Raw genomic sequence first — 16,032 nt, 5'->3', positions numbered from 1 at the left:
AACAGCGGAGTACATCATGGCACAGGCACTGCTTAAAACTGTGGTCGATAACGTCACGTCATTGACCCATTCAGGCGGGCAAAAAGTGTTGTCTGTTCAGGGATTGAGCAAAGCATACGCCAACAATAAGGTGCTCGATAACGTCAGTTTCGATTTGCATGCGGGCGAATTAGTGGCGGTAATAGGTCGCTCTGGCGCAGGCAAATCGACGCTGCTGCATATGCTCAATGGCACCATTTCCGCCTCACAGGGCGCGATTATCAGTCTGCACCACGGCGAGGCCGATCGGAATGTGGTGAATCTCAGCAGTCGGCAGATGCGTGAGTGGCGCACCCAGTGCGGCATGATTTTTCAGGATTTTTGCCTGGTGCCCCGCCTTGATGTGTTGACCAACGTATTGCTTGGCCGCCTCAGCCAGACGTCCACGCTGAAATCCTTTTTCAAAGTCTTCTCTGACGCCGATCGTGCCCGCGCCATTCAACTGCTTGAGTGGATGAATATGCTGCCCCAGGCGTTGCAGCGCGCCGAGAACCTCTCCGGCGGCCAAATGCAACGCGTGGCGATTTGCCGTGCACTGATGCAGAACCCAAAAATTCTGTTGGCGGATGAACCTGTCGCGTCGCTGGACCCTAAAAATACCACCCGCATTATGGATGTGTTGCGTCAGGTCAGCGGTCAGGGCATCAGCGTGATGGTGAACCTGCACTCGATTGAGCTGGTAAAAAGTTACTGCACGCGCGTCATTGGTATTCAGCGTGGTGTGGTGTTGTTTGACGGTCATCCTTCTGAACTCACCGACGGCCTGCTGCATCAGCTGTACGGTGACGAACTGAACCAGATCCACTAACTATCACAGCAAGAGAACAATGCTAATGAAAATGAGATCTTTCGCTTTATTGACTACAGCACTGCTTACCTTTGGCGTTAATGCAGCGGACGCACCGAAAGAACTGAATCTGGGTATCCTGGGCGGTCAGAACGCGACGCAGCAGATTGGTGATAACCAGTGTGTTAAATCGTTCTTCGATAAAGAGCTGAACGTGGATACCAAAATCCGCAACTCTTCCGACTATTCAGGCGTGATCCAGGGGCTGCTGGGCGGCAAAGTGGATCTGGTATTGAGCATGTCTCCCTCCTCGTACGCGTCCGTCTACATTCAGGACCCCAAGGCCGTTGATTTAGTGGGTATCGTTGTGGATGACAAAGATCAGTCTCGCGGTTACCACTCCGTGGTGATTGTGAAAGCCGACAGCCCCTACAAGAAGCTGGAAGATCTGAAAGGCAAATCCTTTGGTATGGCCGATCCGGATTCAACCTCGGGCTTCCTCGTGCCAAACCAGGCCTTTAAGAAGATGTTTGGCGGCACGATTGACAATAAATACAACAACTTCTTTTCAAGCGTGACCTTCTCCGGCGGTCATGAGCAGGACATTCTGGGTGTGCTGAATAATCAGTTTGACGGCGCGGTGACCTGGACATCCATGGTCGGTGATTACAACACCGGTTACACATCGGGTGCGTTTGGCCGACTGATCCGTATGGACCATCCCGATCTGATGAAGCAGATTCGCATCATCTGGCAATCGCCGTTGATTCCTAACGGTCCAATTCTGGTGAGCAATAAACTGCCAGCAGACTTTAAAGAGAAAGTGGTTGCGGCAATTAAAAAGCTGGATAAAACCGATCACGCCTGTTTCGTTAAAGCCGTGGGCGGCGCGCAGCACATTGGCAAAACCTCTGTTGCTGACTTTCAGAACATCATTGATATGAAACGCGAGCTGATGAAAGGCGCGCGCGGCTAACGGCAGGGCAGTGAGCTTTCCGTCCTCGTGCCGCCTCCAGCAAGGCAGGCGGCACGAGACAGCCGACGGGCTTGTCTGCACGTCAACCTTTCCAGGATGGCTTTGTCACACCTCAATCTGAGACATCTCCCGTGACCGACTTCGAACGTTATTATCAACGTATCCGCCGCCAACAGAAGCGTGACTCGCTCATCTGGTCTTTGGTGTTGGTGGTGCTTTATCTGGCGGCGGCCAATATGTCAGAGTTCAGTCTCGTGACCATCTGGCAATCGTTGCCGCACTTTTTCGATTACATCCGCGAAATTATCCCCGTTTTGCATCTGCCGCTGCTGTTTGCCGATGGTAAGACGGAAGGGTCGCTGGCCTACTGGGGCTATCGTCTGAACATTCAGCTCCCGCTGATTTGGGAAACCTTACAGCTGGCGCTGGCCTCCACACTGATTGCGGTTGTCATTGCAGGCGTACTGGCATTTTTTGCCGCCGACAACACGCAAACGCCCGCCAGCCTGCGCATCGGAATTCGTGCCTTTGTGGCGTTTTTACGCACGATGCCTGAACTGGCGTGGGCGGTGATGTTTGTCATGGCGTTTGGGATTGGCGCGATTCCCGGTTTTCTGGCGCTGGCTTTACATACCATCGGCAGCCTGACCAAGCTGTTTTATGAATCGATTGAATCAGCATCGGATAAGCCGGTGCGCGGGCTTGCCGCCTGCGGTGCCAGCAAGCTACAGCGTATGCGCTTTGCATTCTGGCCCCAGGTCAAACCTACCTTTCTTTCCTACAGTTTTATGCGGCTGGAGGTTAACTTCCGTTCGTCGACCATTCTTGGGCTGGTCGGGGCGGGCGGAATCGGTCAGGAGTTAATGACCAACATCAAACTGGATCGCTTTGATCAGGTCAGCATGACGCTGTTGTTGATTCTGATTGTGGTGTCGCTACTGGATACGGTTTCTGGCCGCCTGCGCCGCCGTGTGGTGGAGGAATAAATATGGTTACGTTGGCCCCTGATATCATGGCGATGAAGCAGCAACATCCTGAACTCTTTGCCGCGCAAAATCGCTATCTGCGGCGTCTGGCTATGCTGGCACTGGCGCTGGTGCTCTATTACGTCTTTTTCTTTATGGTGTACGGTATTGAATGGGGCCGCCTGCTGATGGGCTGTCAGCAACTGGGGCGCTATTTCCTGCGCATGTTTGTCTGGCAGGACTTTGCCAACTGGCCCTTTGGCTACTATTTCTCTCAGGTAGGGATTACGCTGGCGATCGTATTTGCCGGTACGCTTACCGCCACCTTGCTGGCGCTGCCATTATCCTTTCTGGCCGCACGTAATGTGATGCATGACCGGGCAGCCCGGCCCATTGCTTTCCTGATGCGTCGTCTGTTCGACATGCTGCGCGGGATTGATATGGCCATCTGGGGCCTGATCTTTGTGCGTGCGGTCGGCATGGGGCCACTGGCCGGTGTACTGGCCATTATCCTGCAGGACGTGGGACTCTTGGGTAAGCTCTATTCGGAAGGGCACGAAGCGGTAGAGCGTTCACCCAGCCGGGGGCTGGGCGCACTGGGCGCGAACAGCTTGCAGAAGCACCGTTTTGGTATCTTCACCCAGTCTTTTCCGCAGTTCCTGGCGCTCAGCCTTTATCAAATCGAGTCGAATACCCGCTCAGCGGCGGTCCTCGGCTTTGTCGGCGCGGGCGGTGTCGGCCTGGTTTATGCTGAAAATATGCGCCTGTGGAACTGGGATGTGGTGATGTTCCTGACGTTGATTCTGGTGGTGGTGGTGATGATCATGGATACGATCTCAAGCCATCTGCGTAAGCGCTATATCATTGGGAAAGCGGTGCCGTTGTGGCAGCCGGGCGGGCACGATTAAGCCGCGCGCTTCGCTGCCAGGCGCGCTGGAGCGCCTGTACCAGTTGCGCCTCCTGCCAGGGTTTTGCCAGCCGCTCACACAGCGGCAGCGTGACCGGCTGGTGGCGCAGGTCCTGACCGCTGATCAGTAACGTTGCCAGTTTCGGCCAGGTTTGCTGGGCCTGACGAATGACCTCGGCACCGTTTATCTCCCCCGGCAACATTAAATCACTGATGAGCAAATCGATATCCGGCGTCTGATGCAGGAGTGCCAGCGCCTCTTCACCGGTCGCGCACTCCAGCGTCAGATAACCCAACTGATGCAGGTGCTCACACAGGGTTTGCCGCACCGCCGGTTCATCATCCAGCACCAGCACCAGACGGTCATCGGCGGCATCGGGCTGAGCCGGAGCCGGCACGATGGGACGTGCCGCCGCGACATCAGGCGCACGCGGCAGCAACAGCCGTACCGTTGTGCCCTGGCCGGGCGCGGTTTCCAGCTCTACCTGTCCACCCGACTGGCGGACAAAACCGTAGACCATCGACAGCCCCAGCCCGCTTCCGGTTCCGGTGGTCTTGGTGGTAAAGAAGGGCTCAAAGACCTGGGCACGCACGTCATCCGCCATCCCACAACCGTGATCGATCACCTCAATCGTCACCCGATCACGTTTTTCACCCTGTTCGCTTCGCCGCTGATTCCAGATGCGCAGGCGAATCTCGCCACTCTGTCCACCCATGGCATCTCTGGCATTGACCACCAGATTCATCACCGCATTCTCTAACTGGCTGGCATCTATCCAGGCTGGCCAGCCGGGCCGCTGTGCATCGATAATCAAGTGCTGACCGGGCAGCAGCGAGTGCTGCAGTAGCCCCTGTAGATTCTCTATCAACGACACGACGGAAACCGCATGGGGATTCAGGGTTTGTTTGCGCGAAAAAGCCAACAGCCGCTGGGTCAGGAGTGCCGCTCTGTCCGCCGCCTGGCGTGCCCGTTCAATCCGGCTGGCAACAGGGCCGGGCGCAAGCTGCCCTTCGGTTAACGCCAGGCTGCCGATGATGACGGCCAGCAGATTATTAAAATCATGCGCGATGCCGCCGGTCAGTTGGCCCACCGCTTTCATTTTCTGGCTGTGCACCAGCGCTTCTTCCAGCACCTTACGCGAGGTGCGTTCCAGCACGGTATTCACCATTCCGCGCCGCGGCACGGGGCTAAAGCGCAGTTCCAGCGTCCGTCCGTCTGCCAGCCTGACTTCCTGGGGTTCCGCTAAATCGTGCAACTGCACATCAAGCTGCTCCAGCAATTGCTGATAGTGCATGCCGCGATGCAAATCTCTCGGGGCGATGCCCAGCAGTTGCGGATACTGCGCATTCCATACCACCAATTCCCCGCTGTTATCAAAGAGGGCAAAACCATCGCGCATCGCCAGGAAGGTGGACTCAAGCTGGGTGCTTTTCTCTTTTAACAGACGTGAGGTATGCGCCAGAGAGGCGGTATTGCGGGCAAAAACGTTAAACGCGCGCGCCAGCTCACCCAGTTCATCCCGACGCTGCAATCCTGGTACGCTGACGTTCTGTTCTCCCTGCGCCAGCCGGGTCATCGCCCCCGCAATGGCGGTCAGGCTGGAGCCGAGGTTGCGGTAAATGTAGTAGCCGGTATACACGGTGATCGCCAACGCCAGCAGCGCAGAGAGCATGATAAATCCGCTCACCGAGTCGAGTTGGTGATGTGTCGCAATATTGCGTCTTTCTGTTTGCTGCGCCACCTGCTGTACGTAAGCAGTAATGTCGTCATTCAGCGCGGCCACCAGCGCTTTGATACGGTAGGTGGCGTAGGCGATGGCCAGATCGCTCTGTTCCAGATCCGCCGACAGCGGCGTCAGGCTTTGCAGGGCCTGCACCAGTTGCTGCACGTCGTCACCCAGCGTTCCTTGCGCCGTGACGCTGTGCCATGTGTTCATGACCTGCTGCAGCTGTTCAATCACCGCGGCTGACGAAGGGGTACGGATAGCGATATCCAGCAGCCTGCCGGTCTGCTGTCGCAGCTCCCTGTCGGGTGCGCCTGCGGTCTGCCGCAGTGCCAGGTCGTTAATGCGTTCAAGCAGGAGTTGCGACTGCCATAAACCGCTTAACAACATATTGCGCTGCAGATGGCGCTCATGGCCGGTGCGTAACAGCAGACTGACCGACTGTTCAAGCATCAGGCTGCGCGCCCGGAGGCGAGCCACGCGCTCAGGCTCACGTGCGGCCAGCGGTGTGTTGGCCAGCAAAAAGAGCGAATGCTGCAAAGCCTGCTGATTCTGCTGTAATCGTCGCGATTCACTTTGATATTCAAGCGCACCGACCACCTGGGATAAGCGCACTGCCGTAATGGCGACGTTTGCGGTATCCCGCGCCAGGGCCAGGCTGCCGTTCATATCGGCCAGGGTTTGCGCCTGGGCCTGTTCCTGGATGGTGCCCGCATGACGAAAGCTGGTTACTGCCACCACGCTGACCATTAATGTGACGCACACCACCAACAAATGAGACAGCAACAGGCGACCGCGCGCCCCGACTTGCCACGGTGAACTGCGTTGCATAAAGACTCTCCGACCGTGCGACGATGAGCCGAGTATAGGAGCGAGCACAAGGCGGAATATGACAAATATGAATGACCTCTGACATTTTCCATTTATCTGGCCCTGCTTAACTCGCTGCTATTCATAACCAGCAGGAGCGGGTAGATGACAGCAAAGCCGATACTCGAAATGCGCGAGATCACCCGACGCTTTGGTAATTTTTACGCGTTAAAAGGGGTGGATCTCACCGTGTATCCCGGTGAGGTGCATGCGCTCATGGGCGAAAATGGCGCGGGTAAAAGCACCCTGATGAAGATACTGGCGGGAGCCTATACGGCCAGCAGTGGCGAGGTGTTAATTGATGGCAAGCCCTGGCAGTTGAAAGGGCCCAAAGAGGCGTTAGCTGCTGGCATCACACTGATCTATCAGGAAATCAACCTGGCCCCCAATCTTACCGTGGCCGAAAACATCTTTCTGGGCAGTGAAATTACCCGGGCAGGGATGGTGAAGCGCCACCAGATGGCGGACGAGGCGCAACAGGTGATCAACCGGTTGGGCGCACAGTTCAGCGCCACTGACAAAGTCAGCCGCTTGAGTATTGCCGAGCAGCAGCAGGTTGAAATTGCGCGCGCTTTGCACCGTAACAGCCGGATTCTGGTGATGGATGAGCCTACCGCCGCCCTGTCGAATCGCGAAACCGAACAACTGTTTGCCCTCATCAAACGTCTGCGCAGCGAAGGCATGGCGATTATTTATATCAGCCACCGCATGGCTGAAGTCTATGAACTGTCAGATCGGGTCAGCGTGCTGCGCGACGGGCAGTACGTGGGCAGCCTGACGCGTGACAACCTCAATGCCAGTGAGCTGGTGCGCATGATGGTGGGGCGTCCACTCAGTGACCTGTTTAACAAAGACCGCACGATTCCGCGCGGTGCCGTTCGCCTGGCGATCAACCACCTGTCCGACGGCGGCAAAGTCCATCCCTGTAGCCTGGAGGTTCGTGCGGGCGAAATTGTCGGCCTGGCCGGACTGGTGGGGGCCGGACGCAGTGAACTGGCACAGCTGATCTTTGGTGTGCACCGGCTTAAACAGGGTGAGATATGGATCGATGGTCAGAAGGTGGCGATTCACTCCCCGCGTGAGGCGATTGCGCACGGCATTGGTTTTCTTACCGAGAACCGTAAAGAGCAGGGGCTGTTTCTGGAGATGGCCGCGCAGGAAAACATTGTGATGGCTACCCTGGAGCGTGATGCCAGCTACGGCATGCTTAACCGTCGCAAATCCCGAAAAATCGCCAGTGAGGCCATTTCGTCTCTCAATATTCGTGTGCCCCATGCGCTGGTACGCGCTGGCGGTTTATCAGGGGGCAATCAGCAAAAGCTGTTGATCTCTCGCTGGATTGCCATCGGTCCCCGCATTCTGATTCTGGACGAGCCGACGCGCGGCGTCGACGTCGGCGCAAAAAGCGAAATTTACCGCATGATGCAGGATATGGCGCGGCAGGGCGTGGCCATTCTCATGATCTCCAGTGAATTACCGGAGGTCGTCGGCATGAGCGACCGGGTTTATGTGATGCATGAAGGGGCCATCGCCGGCGAGCTGGCGGGCGACCGGATCAGTCAGGAAAACATCATGACGCTGGCAACCGGTGCGCACAGCGCATCACCGCTTGAAGTATGAGGATAAAACAATGACACAAACGGCACCTGTTAACCCACCGACGATCAAGCGCGCTCTGATGGGCGACATCATGCAGACGGTGGGCATTTTACCGATTTTGATTTTAATCGTCGCGGTCTTCGGTTTTGTTACCCCTAACTTCTTTACCGAAGCCAATTTACTGAACATTACGCGCCAGGCTTCTATCAATATTGTGCTGGCGGCAGGAATGACCTTTGTCATTCTGACGGGCGGTATCGATCTGTCCGTGGGATCGATGCTGGGCACCACGGCGGTGGTGGCGCTGCTGACCTCGCTGGACCCGATGCTGGCGTCACTGACGATCCCAATGGCGCTGGGAGCCGGGCTGGTCATGGGATTGTTTAACGGCATTCTGGTGGCCTGGGCCGGACTGCCGCCGTTTATCGTCACGCTCGGCACCTATACCGCTCTGCGCGGCGCGGCCTATCTGCTGGCCAACGGCACCACGGTCATTAATTCCGATATTAATTTTGAGTGGATAGGCAACGGCTATCTTGGGCCGGTGCCGTGGCTCATCGTCATCGCTTTTGCCGTCATCGCCATCTGCTGGTTTATTTTGCGCCGCACCACGCTGGGGGTGCATATCTACGCGGTGGGCGGCAACATCCAGGCGGCCCGACTGACGGGCATCAAAGTGGGCATGGTGCTGGTATTTGTCTACGGCATGAGCGGGTTGCTGTCCGGGCTGGGCGGGCTGATGAGTGCGTCGCGTCTTTACAGCGCCAACGGCAACCTTGGCGTGGGCTATGAGCTGGACGCCATCGCAGCGGTCATTTTAGGCGGCACCAGTTTCGTCGGTGGCATCGGCACCATTACCGGTACGCTGATTGGGGCGCTGATTATCGCCACGCTGAACAACGGCATGACATTAATGGGCGTTTCCTATTTCTGGCAGTTGGTGATTAAAGGCGCGGTGATCATTATTGCCGTGCTGATCGACAAATATCGAACTCGTCATCATGTGGGCTGACAGGCCACATGCGCAGAGCAAACAAAGCGCCATTCAGCAGTTGGCAGATAAATAACAGCAGGAGAAGATCTATGCGTTTTAATCCGATTGTAACTGGGCTGCTGGCGGCAACGCTGTTCAGCACCGGTGTGGCTCAGGCAAAAGAACTGAAATCTATTGGTGTAACCGTAGGCGATCTGGCTAACCCATTCTTTGTGCAGATCACTAAAGGTGCAGAGATGAAGGCGCGCCAGCTGGCCGGCGACAACGTTAAGGTCACGCTGGTCTCGAGCGGCTACGATCTCGGACAGCAGGTCGGTCAGATTGACAACTTTATTGCTGCCAAAGTGGACATGATTATCCTGAATGCCGCCGATTCAAAAGGGATTGCTCCCGCCGTTAAGCGCGCACGTGACGCCGGTATTGTCGTGGTCGCGGTGGACGTGGCCGCAGATGGCGCTAACGCCACCATCACGTCCGATAACACCCAGGCCGGTGAAATGGCCTGTAAATACATCGCCGATCGCCTGAAAGAGAAAGGCAACGTGGTGATTATTAACGGACCGCCAGTTTCGGCAGTACAGAACCGCGTCGAAGGCTGTATGACCGAGCTGAAACGCCATCCGGACATCAAGCTGCTTTCCTCTAACCAGAACGCCAAAGGCAGCCGTGAAGGCGGACTGGAAGTGATGACCGGCCTGCTGTCGGCAAATCCAAAAATCGATGCGGTGTTCGCCATTAACGATCCTACCGCTATCGGCGCAGACTTAGCCGCAAAACAGGCGCAGCGCAAAGAGTTCTTTATTGTCGGCGTGGATGGTTCGCCGGACGGCGAGGAAGCGCTGAAGCGTAAAAACTCGCTGTTTGCCGCCACACCAGCACAAGACCCGCAGGTGATGGCAGCCAAAGCCGTTGAGATCGGTTATGACATTCTTCAGGGCAAACCGGCCCCGGATAAACCGGTGCTGATCCCGGTGAAGTTAATCGATCGTAATAACGTCAGCAGCTACAAGGGCTGGACAGTGAAATAAACCGGCGCGCGGCACCTCAGGGTGCCGCTTTAACGGGAGAGCTGAGGATGCAACGCTCCGAAGTGAATGTGTTTTTGCAAAACACGCGAGACTTTTTTACGCGTCAGGATGTCCATCTGCCGCCCTGGGCGGATTACGATATCCGTCAGTGGCGTCAGCAGCAGTGTGATATGGATGAAATTGTGGCGTTACGTCTGGGCTGGGACCTCACCAGCTTTGGGGACGATGATTTTCTGCAAACCGGCCTGACGCTCTTCACCCTGCGCAATGGCTCACCGGGCGGAAAGCCCTGGCACAAACCCTATGCTGAAAAAGTGATGCATGTGCGTGAAGGTCAGGTGACGCCCATGCATTACCATCCACGAAAAATGGAAGACATTATTAATCGCGGTGGCGGCAATCTGATCGTCGAGCTTTACAACCGTGAAGGCAATGAAAAAGCGAGCACGCCGGTCACGGTGTCGCTGGATGGCATCAGGCAAACCCATGCTGCAGGGTCACAGCTCCGGCTGTCACCTGGCGAAAGCGTCACTCTGATAGCCGGTGTCTGGCACAGTTTCTGGGGCGAAAACGGCTTTGGCGATGTGCTGGTCGGGGAAGTCTCAATGCCTAACGATGACGATAACGACAACGTGTTTCTGACGCCGCTGGCACGCTTTAACGCCCTCGACGAGGATCAGGAGCCGCACCGGCTGCTCTGCAACGACTATTCCCATTGGCTCAATCTGAGGAGTGAATAATGGCATTGATCTCTCTGGCACAAGGGCTGGCTCATGCACAGCAAAATGGGTACGCACTGGGCGCGTTTAATGTTCTGGACAGCCATTTCCTGCGCGCGCTGTTTGCGGCTGCCGAGCAGCAACGCTCACCTTTTATTATCAACATTGCAGAAGTGCATTTTAAATATGTCACGCTCGACCAGATCGTTGAGGCGATAAAGTTTGAAGCCGGGAAGCACGCTATTCCGGTGGTGCTCAATCTGGATCACGGTTTGCACTTCGAAGCGGTGATGCAGGCCATCCGCCTGGGCTTTACCTCGGTAATGTTCGACGGTTCGACCCTGAGTTATGACGAAAACATTCGCCAGACCCGCGAGGTTGTCAGGGCGGCACATGCCGTGGGCGTGTCGGTTGAAGCGGAGCTGGGTGCGGTAGGGGGAGATGAAGGTGGTGCCCTGTTCGGGGAGGCCGATAGCGAAAAATTCACCGATCCGCATCTGGCCGCCGAATTTGTCCGCGAAACCGGCATCGATACGCTGGCGGTTGCCATTGGGAATGCCCACGGCAAATACAAAGGCGAACCCAAACTTGATTTTGACCGGCTGGCCGCCATCCGTCAGCAAACCGGCGTGCCGCTGGTGCTGCACGGCGGATCGGGCATCAGCGATGCGGATTTCCGCCGGGCTATCTCGCTCGGTATTCATAAAATTAACTTTTATACCGGCATGTCCCAGGCGGCACTCGACGCGGTAGAGCGCAGTCTGGCATCACGCAATACGCGTTATGACGAGTTTGCTGAACTGCTCATGGCGGTAGAAAAAGCCATTTGTGAGACGGTCATGCAGCAAATGAAGATTTTCGGCAGCGTAGGGCAGGCATAGATGAGCGCGCGGCGCGGCATTCTGGCCGCTGGCGTGATGCTGGTGGATTACGTCCACCGCATTAGTCACTGGCCGGAGCAGGGCTGGCTGGCGGAGGTGCAGCATAGCGAAAAGGCGGCAGGTGGCGCGCCGCTTAACGTCCTGCTTACCCTGTCGCGCATGCACTGTCAGCTTCCGCTGGTGGCGATCGGCCTGTTAGGAAATGACGCCGACGGTGACTATCTGCTGACCATGATGCAGGAGGCGCAGATCGATCATCGCTGGGTGCAGCGTACCAGTCATAAGCCCACCGCGATGACGCAGGTGATGACGGCACCGGATGGGCAGCGAACGTTTTTCTTTTCACCCGGCGCGAACGCCCTGCTGGACAGGCCCCATTTTGCGGCCGTTGATGACGCACAGCGCATCTTCCATTTAGGCTATTTACTGCTGCTTGAAACGCTGGATGGCGCAGACAGCGAATTTGGTACGCGCAGCGCCCGTTTACTGGCCCAGATGCAGCAGCGTGGCTATTTTACCTCTCTGGATTTGGCCTCACGCGTGGGTGATTATCGTCCCCAGGTGCTGCCCGCACTACGCTGGCTGGATTATCTGATCATTAACGAACTGGAAGCCCAGGCGCTGTCAGGTATTGTGTTGCGTGACAGTCGGGGGATTCAGACACCGGCGGCTTTTGCAAACGCTGCACAGTGGCTGGCCGGGCAGGGCGTGCGCCAGCGCGTCGTTATTCATGCGCCGGAAGGTGCATGGGGTCAGGAGGTGGGCGGCGAGGGCATCTGGCAGCCAGCATGGCAACTGGCACCGGACGACATTGTTGGCAGTGTGGGAGCCGGCGATGCGTTTTGCGCGGGGGTGCTGTTTGCCAGCCATCAGGGCGATGACATGCTGTCGACGCTGCAACTGGCTCACACCTGTGCCTGCTTTAATTTACGCGCGGCGAATGCCATCGATGGTATTCGTCCACTGACCGAGATGCGGCAGTGGATGGCTCAGGCCGTTTGCGTCGAGAGCCGCAGACCTTCGGGTTTCACCACGTCCGCTGAAAAAACATAACCCAGCCCGCGAATCGTGCGGATCAGGCCGGGTTGATGCGGGTTCACTTCGATTTTACGGCGCAGCCGCATAATCAGAACATCGATGGTACGGTCAAACACGTCCATGCTTTCGCTATGAGTGAGTTCCAGTAACTGATCGCGCGTCAGCACCTTGCGCGCATGTCGTACCATGGCGCGCAGCAAGGTGTATTCACCCTGGGTTAAGGGCACGGTTTCACGCTGCGGATTCAGTAACTGGCAGCGCGCCTCATCAAGCAGCCAGCCATTAAAACGCCATCCTTCATGGTCACCTTCCGGCGTCACGACGCGCCCGCTGCGCCTGAGTGCAGCGCGCGCCCGTGCAACGACGACGCGGGGGTTGAAGGGCTTGGCGATATAATCATCCGCCCCCATCTCCAGGCCCACCACCATCTCCGCTTCCGATCCCATCCCGGTCAGCATAATCACCAGAATGTCGGGACGCTGACGCTGCAACTGCTGCAGAACCAGCAATCCATTGGTGTCGGGCAACATCATGTCCAGCATCACCAGAGAAATTTCCGGGCGTTCGCGCACCATCGCGAGGGCATCTTTTCCCTGATGACAGCGATAAACCAACAAACCATGTTCACTGAGTGCGTCCTGCAACAGATCGCAGACAGCATGATCGTCATCCACCACCAGAATTGCTGGCTTCATCGTGTGACCTCAATGTTACTGAAGGGTTAAATGCGAGTGTACACATTCCAATATTGTCTGCAGGTTGATGCTGCTGAAACGTGACCAGCGTCGCCTGGCAACGTGCTAAACCGTGCGTAAGCGCAGAATTTCCCGGAGAGTGAACCGTGCAGGAAAACGATTGCGCTGTCAGGGGGCAATGCACCATAATCGCGCCCTGATTCGGTTCAGAATTATCTTAAGGCTCGCTTGCCCTCACCCAGGTAATCGATTGCGTGCCAGGCTGGCACAGCAATTGCTTAAGCCTTTGCAATTGCTCACGTGACTAAGGAAAGCGAAAACAGTATTTCGGGTGGCCGGGCTGGCATGCGACAGCACTGGCGATCCCTCAGTATCACAACAAACAGCATGACCATAACTTTGGCAAGAGAGCGCGCACCTAAGTGACGTCTCTATCATCGAGAGATAATGATGTTAGAAAAACTATTTAAATTAAAAGCGCACAACACAACCGTACGCACTGAAATCATCGCAGGGATTACCACTTTTCTGGCGATGGCCTACATTCTGTTTGTTAACCCCAGTATTCTGGGCGCAACCGGCATGGATAAAGGTGCCGTTTTTGTCGCGACCTGTCTGGCAGCTGCGATTGGTTCTGTATTAATGGGGCTGATTGCCAACTACCCGATTGCGCTGGCACCGGGGATGGGGCTGAATGCCTTTTTCACTTATACCGTTGTCTTGCACATGGGCTATAGCTGGCAGATTGCATTAGGTGCGGTGTTCCTGTCCGCCGTGATCTTCTTTGCCTTATCCATATTTAAGATTCGCGAATGGATTATTAACAGTATCCCGCTGCCGCTGCGCGCAGGTATTGCCGCCGGGATCGGGCTTTTCCTGGCGATTATCGCGCTGGAAGGTGCCGGAATCGTGGTGGATAACCCGGCCACGCTGGTGGGGATTGGCGATCTGACCAAGCCGGGACCGCTGCTGGCGATGTTAGGTTTTATCATCATCGTCGTCCTGGAAGCGCGTCGCGTCACAGGGGCCGTATTAATTGGCATTTTGCTCATTACCTTTATTTCCATGGGGATCGGCCTGACCAAATTTGGTGGTGTGTTTTCTGCACCGCCTTCAATCGCGCCAACCTTTATGCAGTTGGATATTGCGGGAGCCTTTAACGTCGGCTTAATTAGCGTGATTTTTGCTTTCTTGTTTGTCGATGTGTTTGATAACACCGGTACACTGCTGGGCGTGACCAAACGTGCCGGGCTGGCTGACGAGCAGGGCAACGTGCCTAAGATGGGGCGCGCGCTGGTTGCAGACAGTGCTGCCGCGCTGTTTGGTTCTCTGCTGGGGACATCTACCACCACCAGCTATGTCGAGTCTGCCGCTGGCGTCAGCGCAGGCGGACGTACCGGCCTGACGGCTGTGGTGGTTGCCGTTCTCTTCCTGCTTGCGCTGTTCTTTTCTCCCCTGGCGTCAAGCGTACCGGTTTATGCCACCGCGCCGGCGTTACTGTTTGTCGCTGTTTTGATGACGTCCGGGCTGGCTGAAATTGACTGGAAAGATATCACGACTGCCGCCCCTGTGACGGTAACCGCACTGACGATGCCGCTGACGTATTCTATTGCCAACGGTATCGCGTTTGGCTTTATCACCTGGACCGTGGTTAAGTTACTCAGCGGGCGCACCAAAGAGATTAATGTTGCACTGATTATTCTTTCTATCTTATTTGTCATTAAACTTGGCTGGCTGAGTGCCTAATTAATCAGACCGTTACAGTATATTGAATATGCTGTAACGGTTTTAATGCGGTATACCAAATTAACGGGTGACGGTTATTCACGGTTATCTTCAATCCTTGTGCGCTCCCTTCCAGATCGTCTCTGAACCACCTTTTCTTCACGCCGCTGTCCTTTTATCCTTTGATTAAACATTGCGAATAAAGGAACGAGTTGACTCTCTTTTTATTTTTCCTTTTTATTCAATCAGGTAATGTTTATTGCGCGAGACTTTGCTTCAATAACAGTGAAGCAGGTTGGGACTTACATTAATGGATTGAGTTAATCCGCCTGTCAGGAAAAAATAATGGGCAATCTGTATGGAAAACGGAATCGCGGTAATCCGCATTTGACCCTCAGTCATCGCTGGACAGGAGGCAGAAAAATGGAAAATTTTGAGATGCGCTTTGAGCGACTTGAAGCCGACAATCATCAAATAAAAATCGATCTGGCGCTTTTTAGTGGGCGCGCCATGGCGTTTGCGACCAAAGCCGATCTTGAGCGTCTGCGCTCGGAGCAGACTGTTTTTCATGTTGAAATACGTCAGCGATTTACTCAACTGGAAGATAAAGTTGAACATTTTAGCATCAGGTTTGCCGATCTTGACGGCAGGCTGGTCAGCATTGAGAGCAAACTGACTGAAATCGATGGCATATTATTCAACTTTTCTAATCGATTTAATCTTATCGATATCCAGTTCAGCGTGATAAATGCGAAGTTTGATGATGTTTACAAAAAATTCGACGCTATTGATGTGAGATTTAACGGCATTGAAGCACGTCTTGACGGCATTGATTTCAGGCTTAATGGCATTGATATCAGACTTGATGGCATCGACAGACGACTTGATGCCATGGATCATCGATTCGACAAGATTGACGAAAGATTCGATAAACTGGATTTAAAATTTGAAAGCCTGAATAACCGACTTATCTGGACGTTAATGGTCCCGGCTATCCTTGCTGTATTTGCCTGGTTCATCAACACTGCCGTATTAAACGCGGCCTGAATCAGCATAACGTATTCAATGTAGAGACGGCATTAATG

General features: G+C 55.3%; 14 protein-coding genes. 12 read left to right on the top strand and 2 right to left on the bottom strand.

Annotated features, from left to right (window positions below; translation table 11 throughout):
• Window positions 1–16 precede the first annotated feature (16 nt).
• The 4 genes from phnC to phnE (FBY13_RS10320) all read left to right on the top strand — a co-directional run bounded on the left by phnC (window position 17) and on the right by phnE (FBY13_RS10320) (window position 3,675).
• Entirely contained in the window at window positions 17–847 is an 831-nt protein-coding gene (phnC, locus tag FBY13_RS10335; protein WP_096010750.1) for a phosphonate ABC transporter ATP-binding protein, read from the top strand.
• Window positions 848–872: 25 nt separating this feature from the next.
• The gene (phnD, locus tag FBY13_RS10330; protein WP_096010749.1) at window positions 873–1,802 is read left to right on the top strand and encodes a phosphonate ABC transporter substrate-binding protein; all 930 of its coding nucleotides are present in this window, start codon (window positions 873–875) and stop codon (window positions 1,800–1,802) included.
• 131 nt (window positions 1,803–1,933) lie between these two features.
• On the top strand, window positions 1,934–2,788 hold the full coding sequence (gene phnE / locus FBY13_RS10325; RefSeq protein WP_063880081.1) for a phosphonate ABC transporter, permease protein PhnE: 855 nt from the start codon (window positions 1,934–1,936) through the stop codon (window positions 2,786–2,788).
• 2 nt (window positions 2,789–2,790) lie between these two features.
• Window positions 2,791–3,675, top strand: a complete 885-nt coding sequence (gene phnE / locus FBY13_RS10320; protein ID WP_145394095.1) for a phosphonate ABC transporter, permease protein PhnE — start codon at window positions 2,791–2,793, stop codon at window positions 3,673–3,675.
• On the opposite strand, the gene FBY13_RS10315 is transcribed toward phnE (FBY13_RS10320), so the two are convergent.
• Complete coding sequence (locus tag FBY13_RS10315) at window positions 3,629–6,229, bottom strand: ATP-binding protein (RefSeq protein WP_145394094.1); 2,601 nt, start codon at window positions 6,227–6,229, stop codon at window positions 3,629–3,631. The genes phnE (FBY13_RS10320) and FBY13_RS10315 overlap by 47 nt on opposite strands.
• Before the next feature lie 144 nt (window positions 6,230–6,373).
• Here FBY13_RS10315 and FBY13_RS10310 point away from each other — a divergent pair, with 144 nt between their 5' ends.
• The 6 genes from FBY13_RS10310 (at window position 6,374) to FBY13_RS10285 (ending at window position 12,542) form a co-directional block, all read left to right on the top strand.
• A complete protein-coding gene (locus tag FBY13_RS10310) occupies window positions 6,374–7,888 on the top strand; it encodes a sugar ABC transporter ATP-binding protein (protein ID WP_063880078.1) in 1,515 nt (504 codons plus the stop codon).
• A 10-nt stretch (window positions 7,889–7,898) separates the two neighbouring features.
• The gene (locus tag FBY13_RS10305; RefSeq protein ID WP_063880077.1) at window positions 7,899–8,879 is read left to right on the top strand and encodes a COG4158 family protein; all 981 of its coding nucleotides are present in this window, start codon (window positions 7,899–7,901) and stop codon (window positions 8,877–8,879) included.
• A gap of 71 nt (window positions 8,880–8,950) precedes the next feature.
• A complete protein-coding gene (locus tag FBY13_RS10300; RefSeq protein ID WP_145394093.1) occupies window positions 8,951–9,889 on the top strand; it encodes an ABC transporter substrate-binding protein in 939 nt (312 codons plus the stop codon).
• A 47-nt stretch (window positions 9,890–9,936) separates the two neighbouring features.
• Window positions 9,937–10,629 (top strand): D-lyxose/D-mannose family sugar isomerase, encoded by a 693-nt coding sequence (locus FBY13_RS10295; RefSeq protein ID WP_109717294.1) that lies wholly within the window; start codon window positions 9,937–9,939, stop codon window positions 10,627–10,629.
• On the top strand, window positions 10,629–11,489 hold the full coding sequence (locus FBY13_RS10290; RefSeq protein ID WP_145394092.1) for a ketose 1,6-bisphosphate aldolase: 861 nt from the start codon (window positions 10,629–10,631) through the stop codon (window positions 11,487–11,489). The genes FBY13_RS10295 and FBY13_RS10290 overlap by 1 nt, the downstream gene beginning before the upstream one ends.
• Entirely contained in the window at window positions 11,490–12,542 is a 1,053-nt protein-coding gene (locus FBY13_RS10285) for a carbohydrate kinase family protein (protein WP_145394091.1), read from the top strand.
• On the opposite strand, the gene FBY13_RS10280 is transcribed toward FBY13_RS10285, so the two are convergent.
• Window positions 12,479–13,222, bottom strand: coding sequence for a response regulator (locus tag FBY13_RS10280; protein WP_145394090.1), 744 nt, complete (start codon window positions 13,220–13,222; stop codon window positions 12,479–12,481). The genes FBY13_RS10285 and FBY13_RS10280 overlap by 64 nt on opposite strands.
• Before the next feature lie 447 nt (window positions 13,223–13,669).
• On the opposite strand from FBY13_RS10280, the gene FBY13_RS10275 reads away from it, so the two are divergent.
• Together FBY13_RS10275 and FBY13_RS10270 are read left to right on the top strand one after the other, a co-directional pair.
• On the top strand, window positions 13,670–14,968 hold the full coding sequence (locus FBY13_RS10275; protein ID WP_216639866.1) for an NCS2 family permease: 1,299 nt from the start codon (window positions 13,670–13,672) through the stop codon (window positions 14,966–14,968).
• A 402-nt stretch (window positions 14,969–15,370) separates the two neighbouring features.
• Complete coding sequence (locus FBY13_RS10270; RefSeq protein ID WP_255474482.1) at window positions 15,371–15,994, top strand: hemolysin XhlA family protein; 624 nt, start codon at window positions 15,371–15,373, stop codon at window positions 15,992–15,994.
• Window positions 15,995–16,032: the final 38 nt, after the last annotated feature.

Origin of the sequence: Pantoea sp. SJZ147, assembly GCF_007828605.1 — a bacterium.
In the GTDB taxonomy this organism is placed as follows: Bacteria; Pseudomonadota; Gammaproteobacteria; order Enterobacterales; family Enterobacteriaceae; genus Pantoea; species Pantoea allii.
The sequence above is the reverse complement of the archived record's forward strand: the minus strand, read 5'-3'. Positions and strand labels throughout refer to the sequence as shown.

Coding starts and splice junctions, on each gene's coding strand:
- phnC (WP_096010750.1), top strand. CDS start 17: ATGGCACAGGCACTGCTTAAAACTGTGGTCGATAACGTCACGTCATTG.
- phnD (WP_096010749.1), top strand. CDS start 873: ATGAAAATGAGATCTTTCGCTTTATTGACTACAGCACTGCTTACCTTT.
- phnE (WP_145394095.1), top strand. CDS start 2,791: ATGGTTACGTTGGCCCCTGATATCATGGCGATGAAGCAGCAACATCCT.
- FBY13_RS10315 (WP_145394094.1), bottom strand. CDS start 6,229: ATGCAACGCAGTTCACCGTGGCAAGTCGGGGCGCGCGGTCGCCTGTTG.
- FBY13_RS10310 (WP_063880078.1), top strand. CDS start 6,374: ATGACAGCAAAGCCGATACTCGAAATGCGCGAGATCACCCGACGCTTT.
- FBY13_RS10305 (WP_063880077.1), top strand. CDS start 7,899: ATGACACAAACGGCACCTGTTAACCCACCGACGATCAAGCGCGCTCTG.
- FBY13_RS10300 (WP_145394093.1), top strand. CDS start 8,951: ATGCGTTTTAATCCGATTGTAACTGGGCTGCTGGCGGCAACGCTGTTC.
- FBY13_RS10295 (WP_109717294.1), top strand. CDS start 9,937: ATGCAACGCTCCGAAGTGAATGTGTTTTTGCAAAACACGCGAGACTTT.
- FBY13_RS10290 (WP_145394092.1), top strand. CDS start 10,629: ATGGCATTGATCTCTCTGGCACAAGGGCTGGCTCATGCACAGCAAAAT.
- FBY13_RS10285 (WP_145394091.1), top strand. CDS start 11,490: ATGAGCGCGCGGCGCGGCATTCTGGCCGCTGGCGTGATGCTGGTGGAT.
- FBY13_RS10280 (WP_145394090.1), bottom strand. CDS start 13,222: ATGAAGCCAGCAATTCTGGTGGTGGATGACGATCATGCTGTCTGCGAT.
- FBY13_RS10275 (WP_216639866.1), top strand. CDS start 13,670: ATGATGTTAGAAAAACTATTTAAATTAAAAGCGCACAACACAACCGTA.
- FBY13_RS10270 (WP_255474482.1), top strand. CDS start 15,371: ATGGAAAATTTTGAGATGCGCTTTGAGCGACTTGAAGCCGACAATCAT.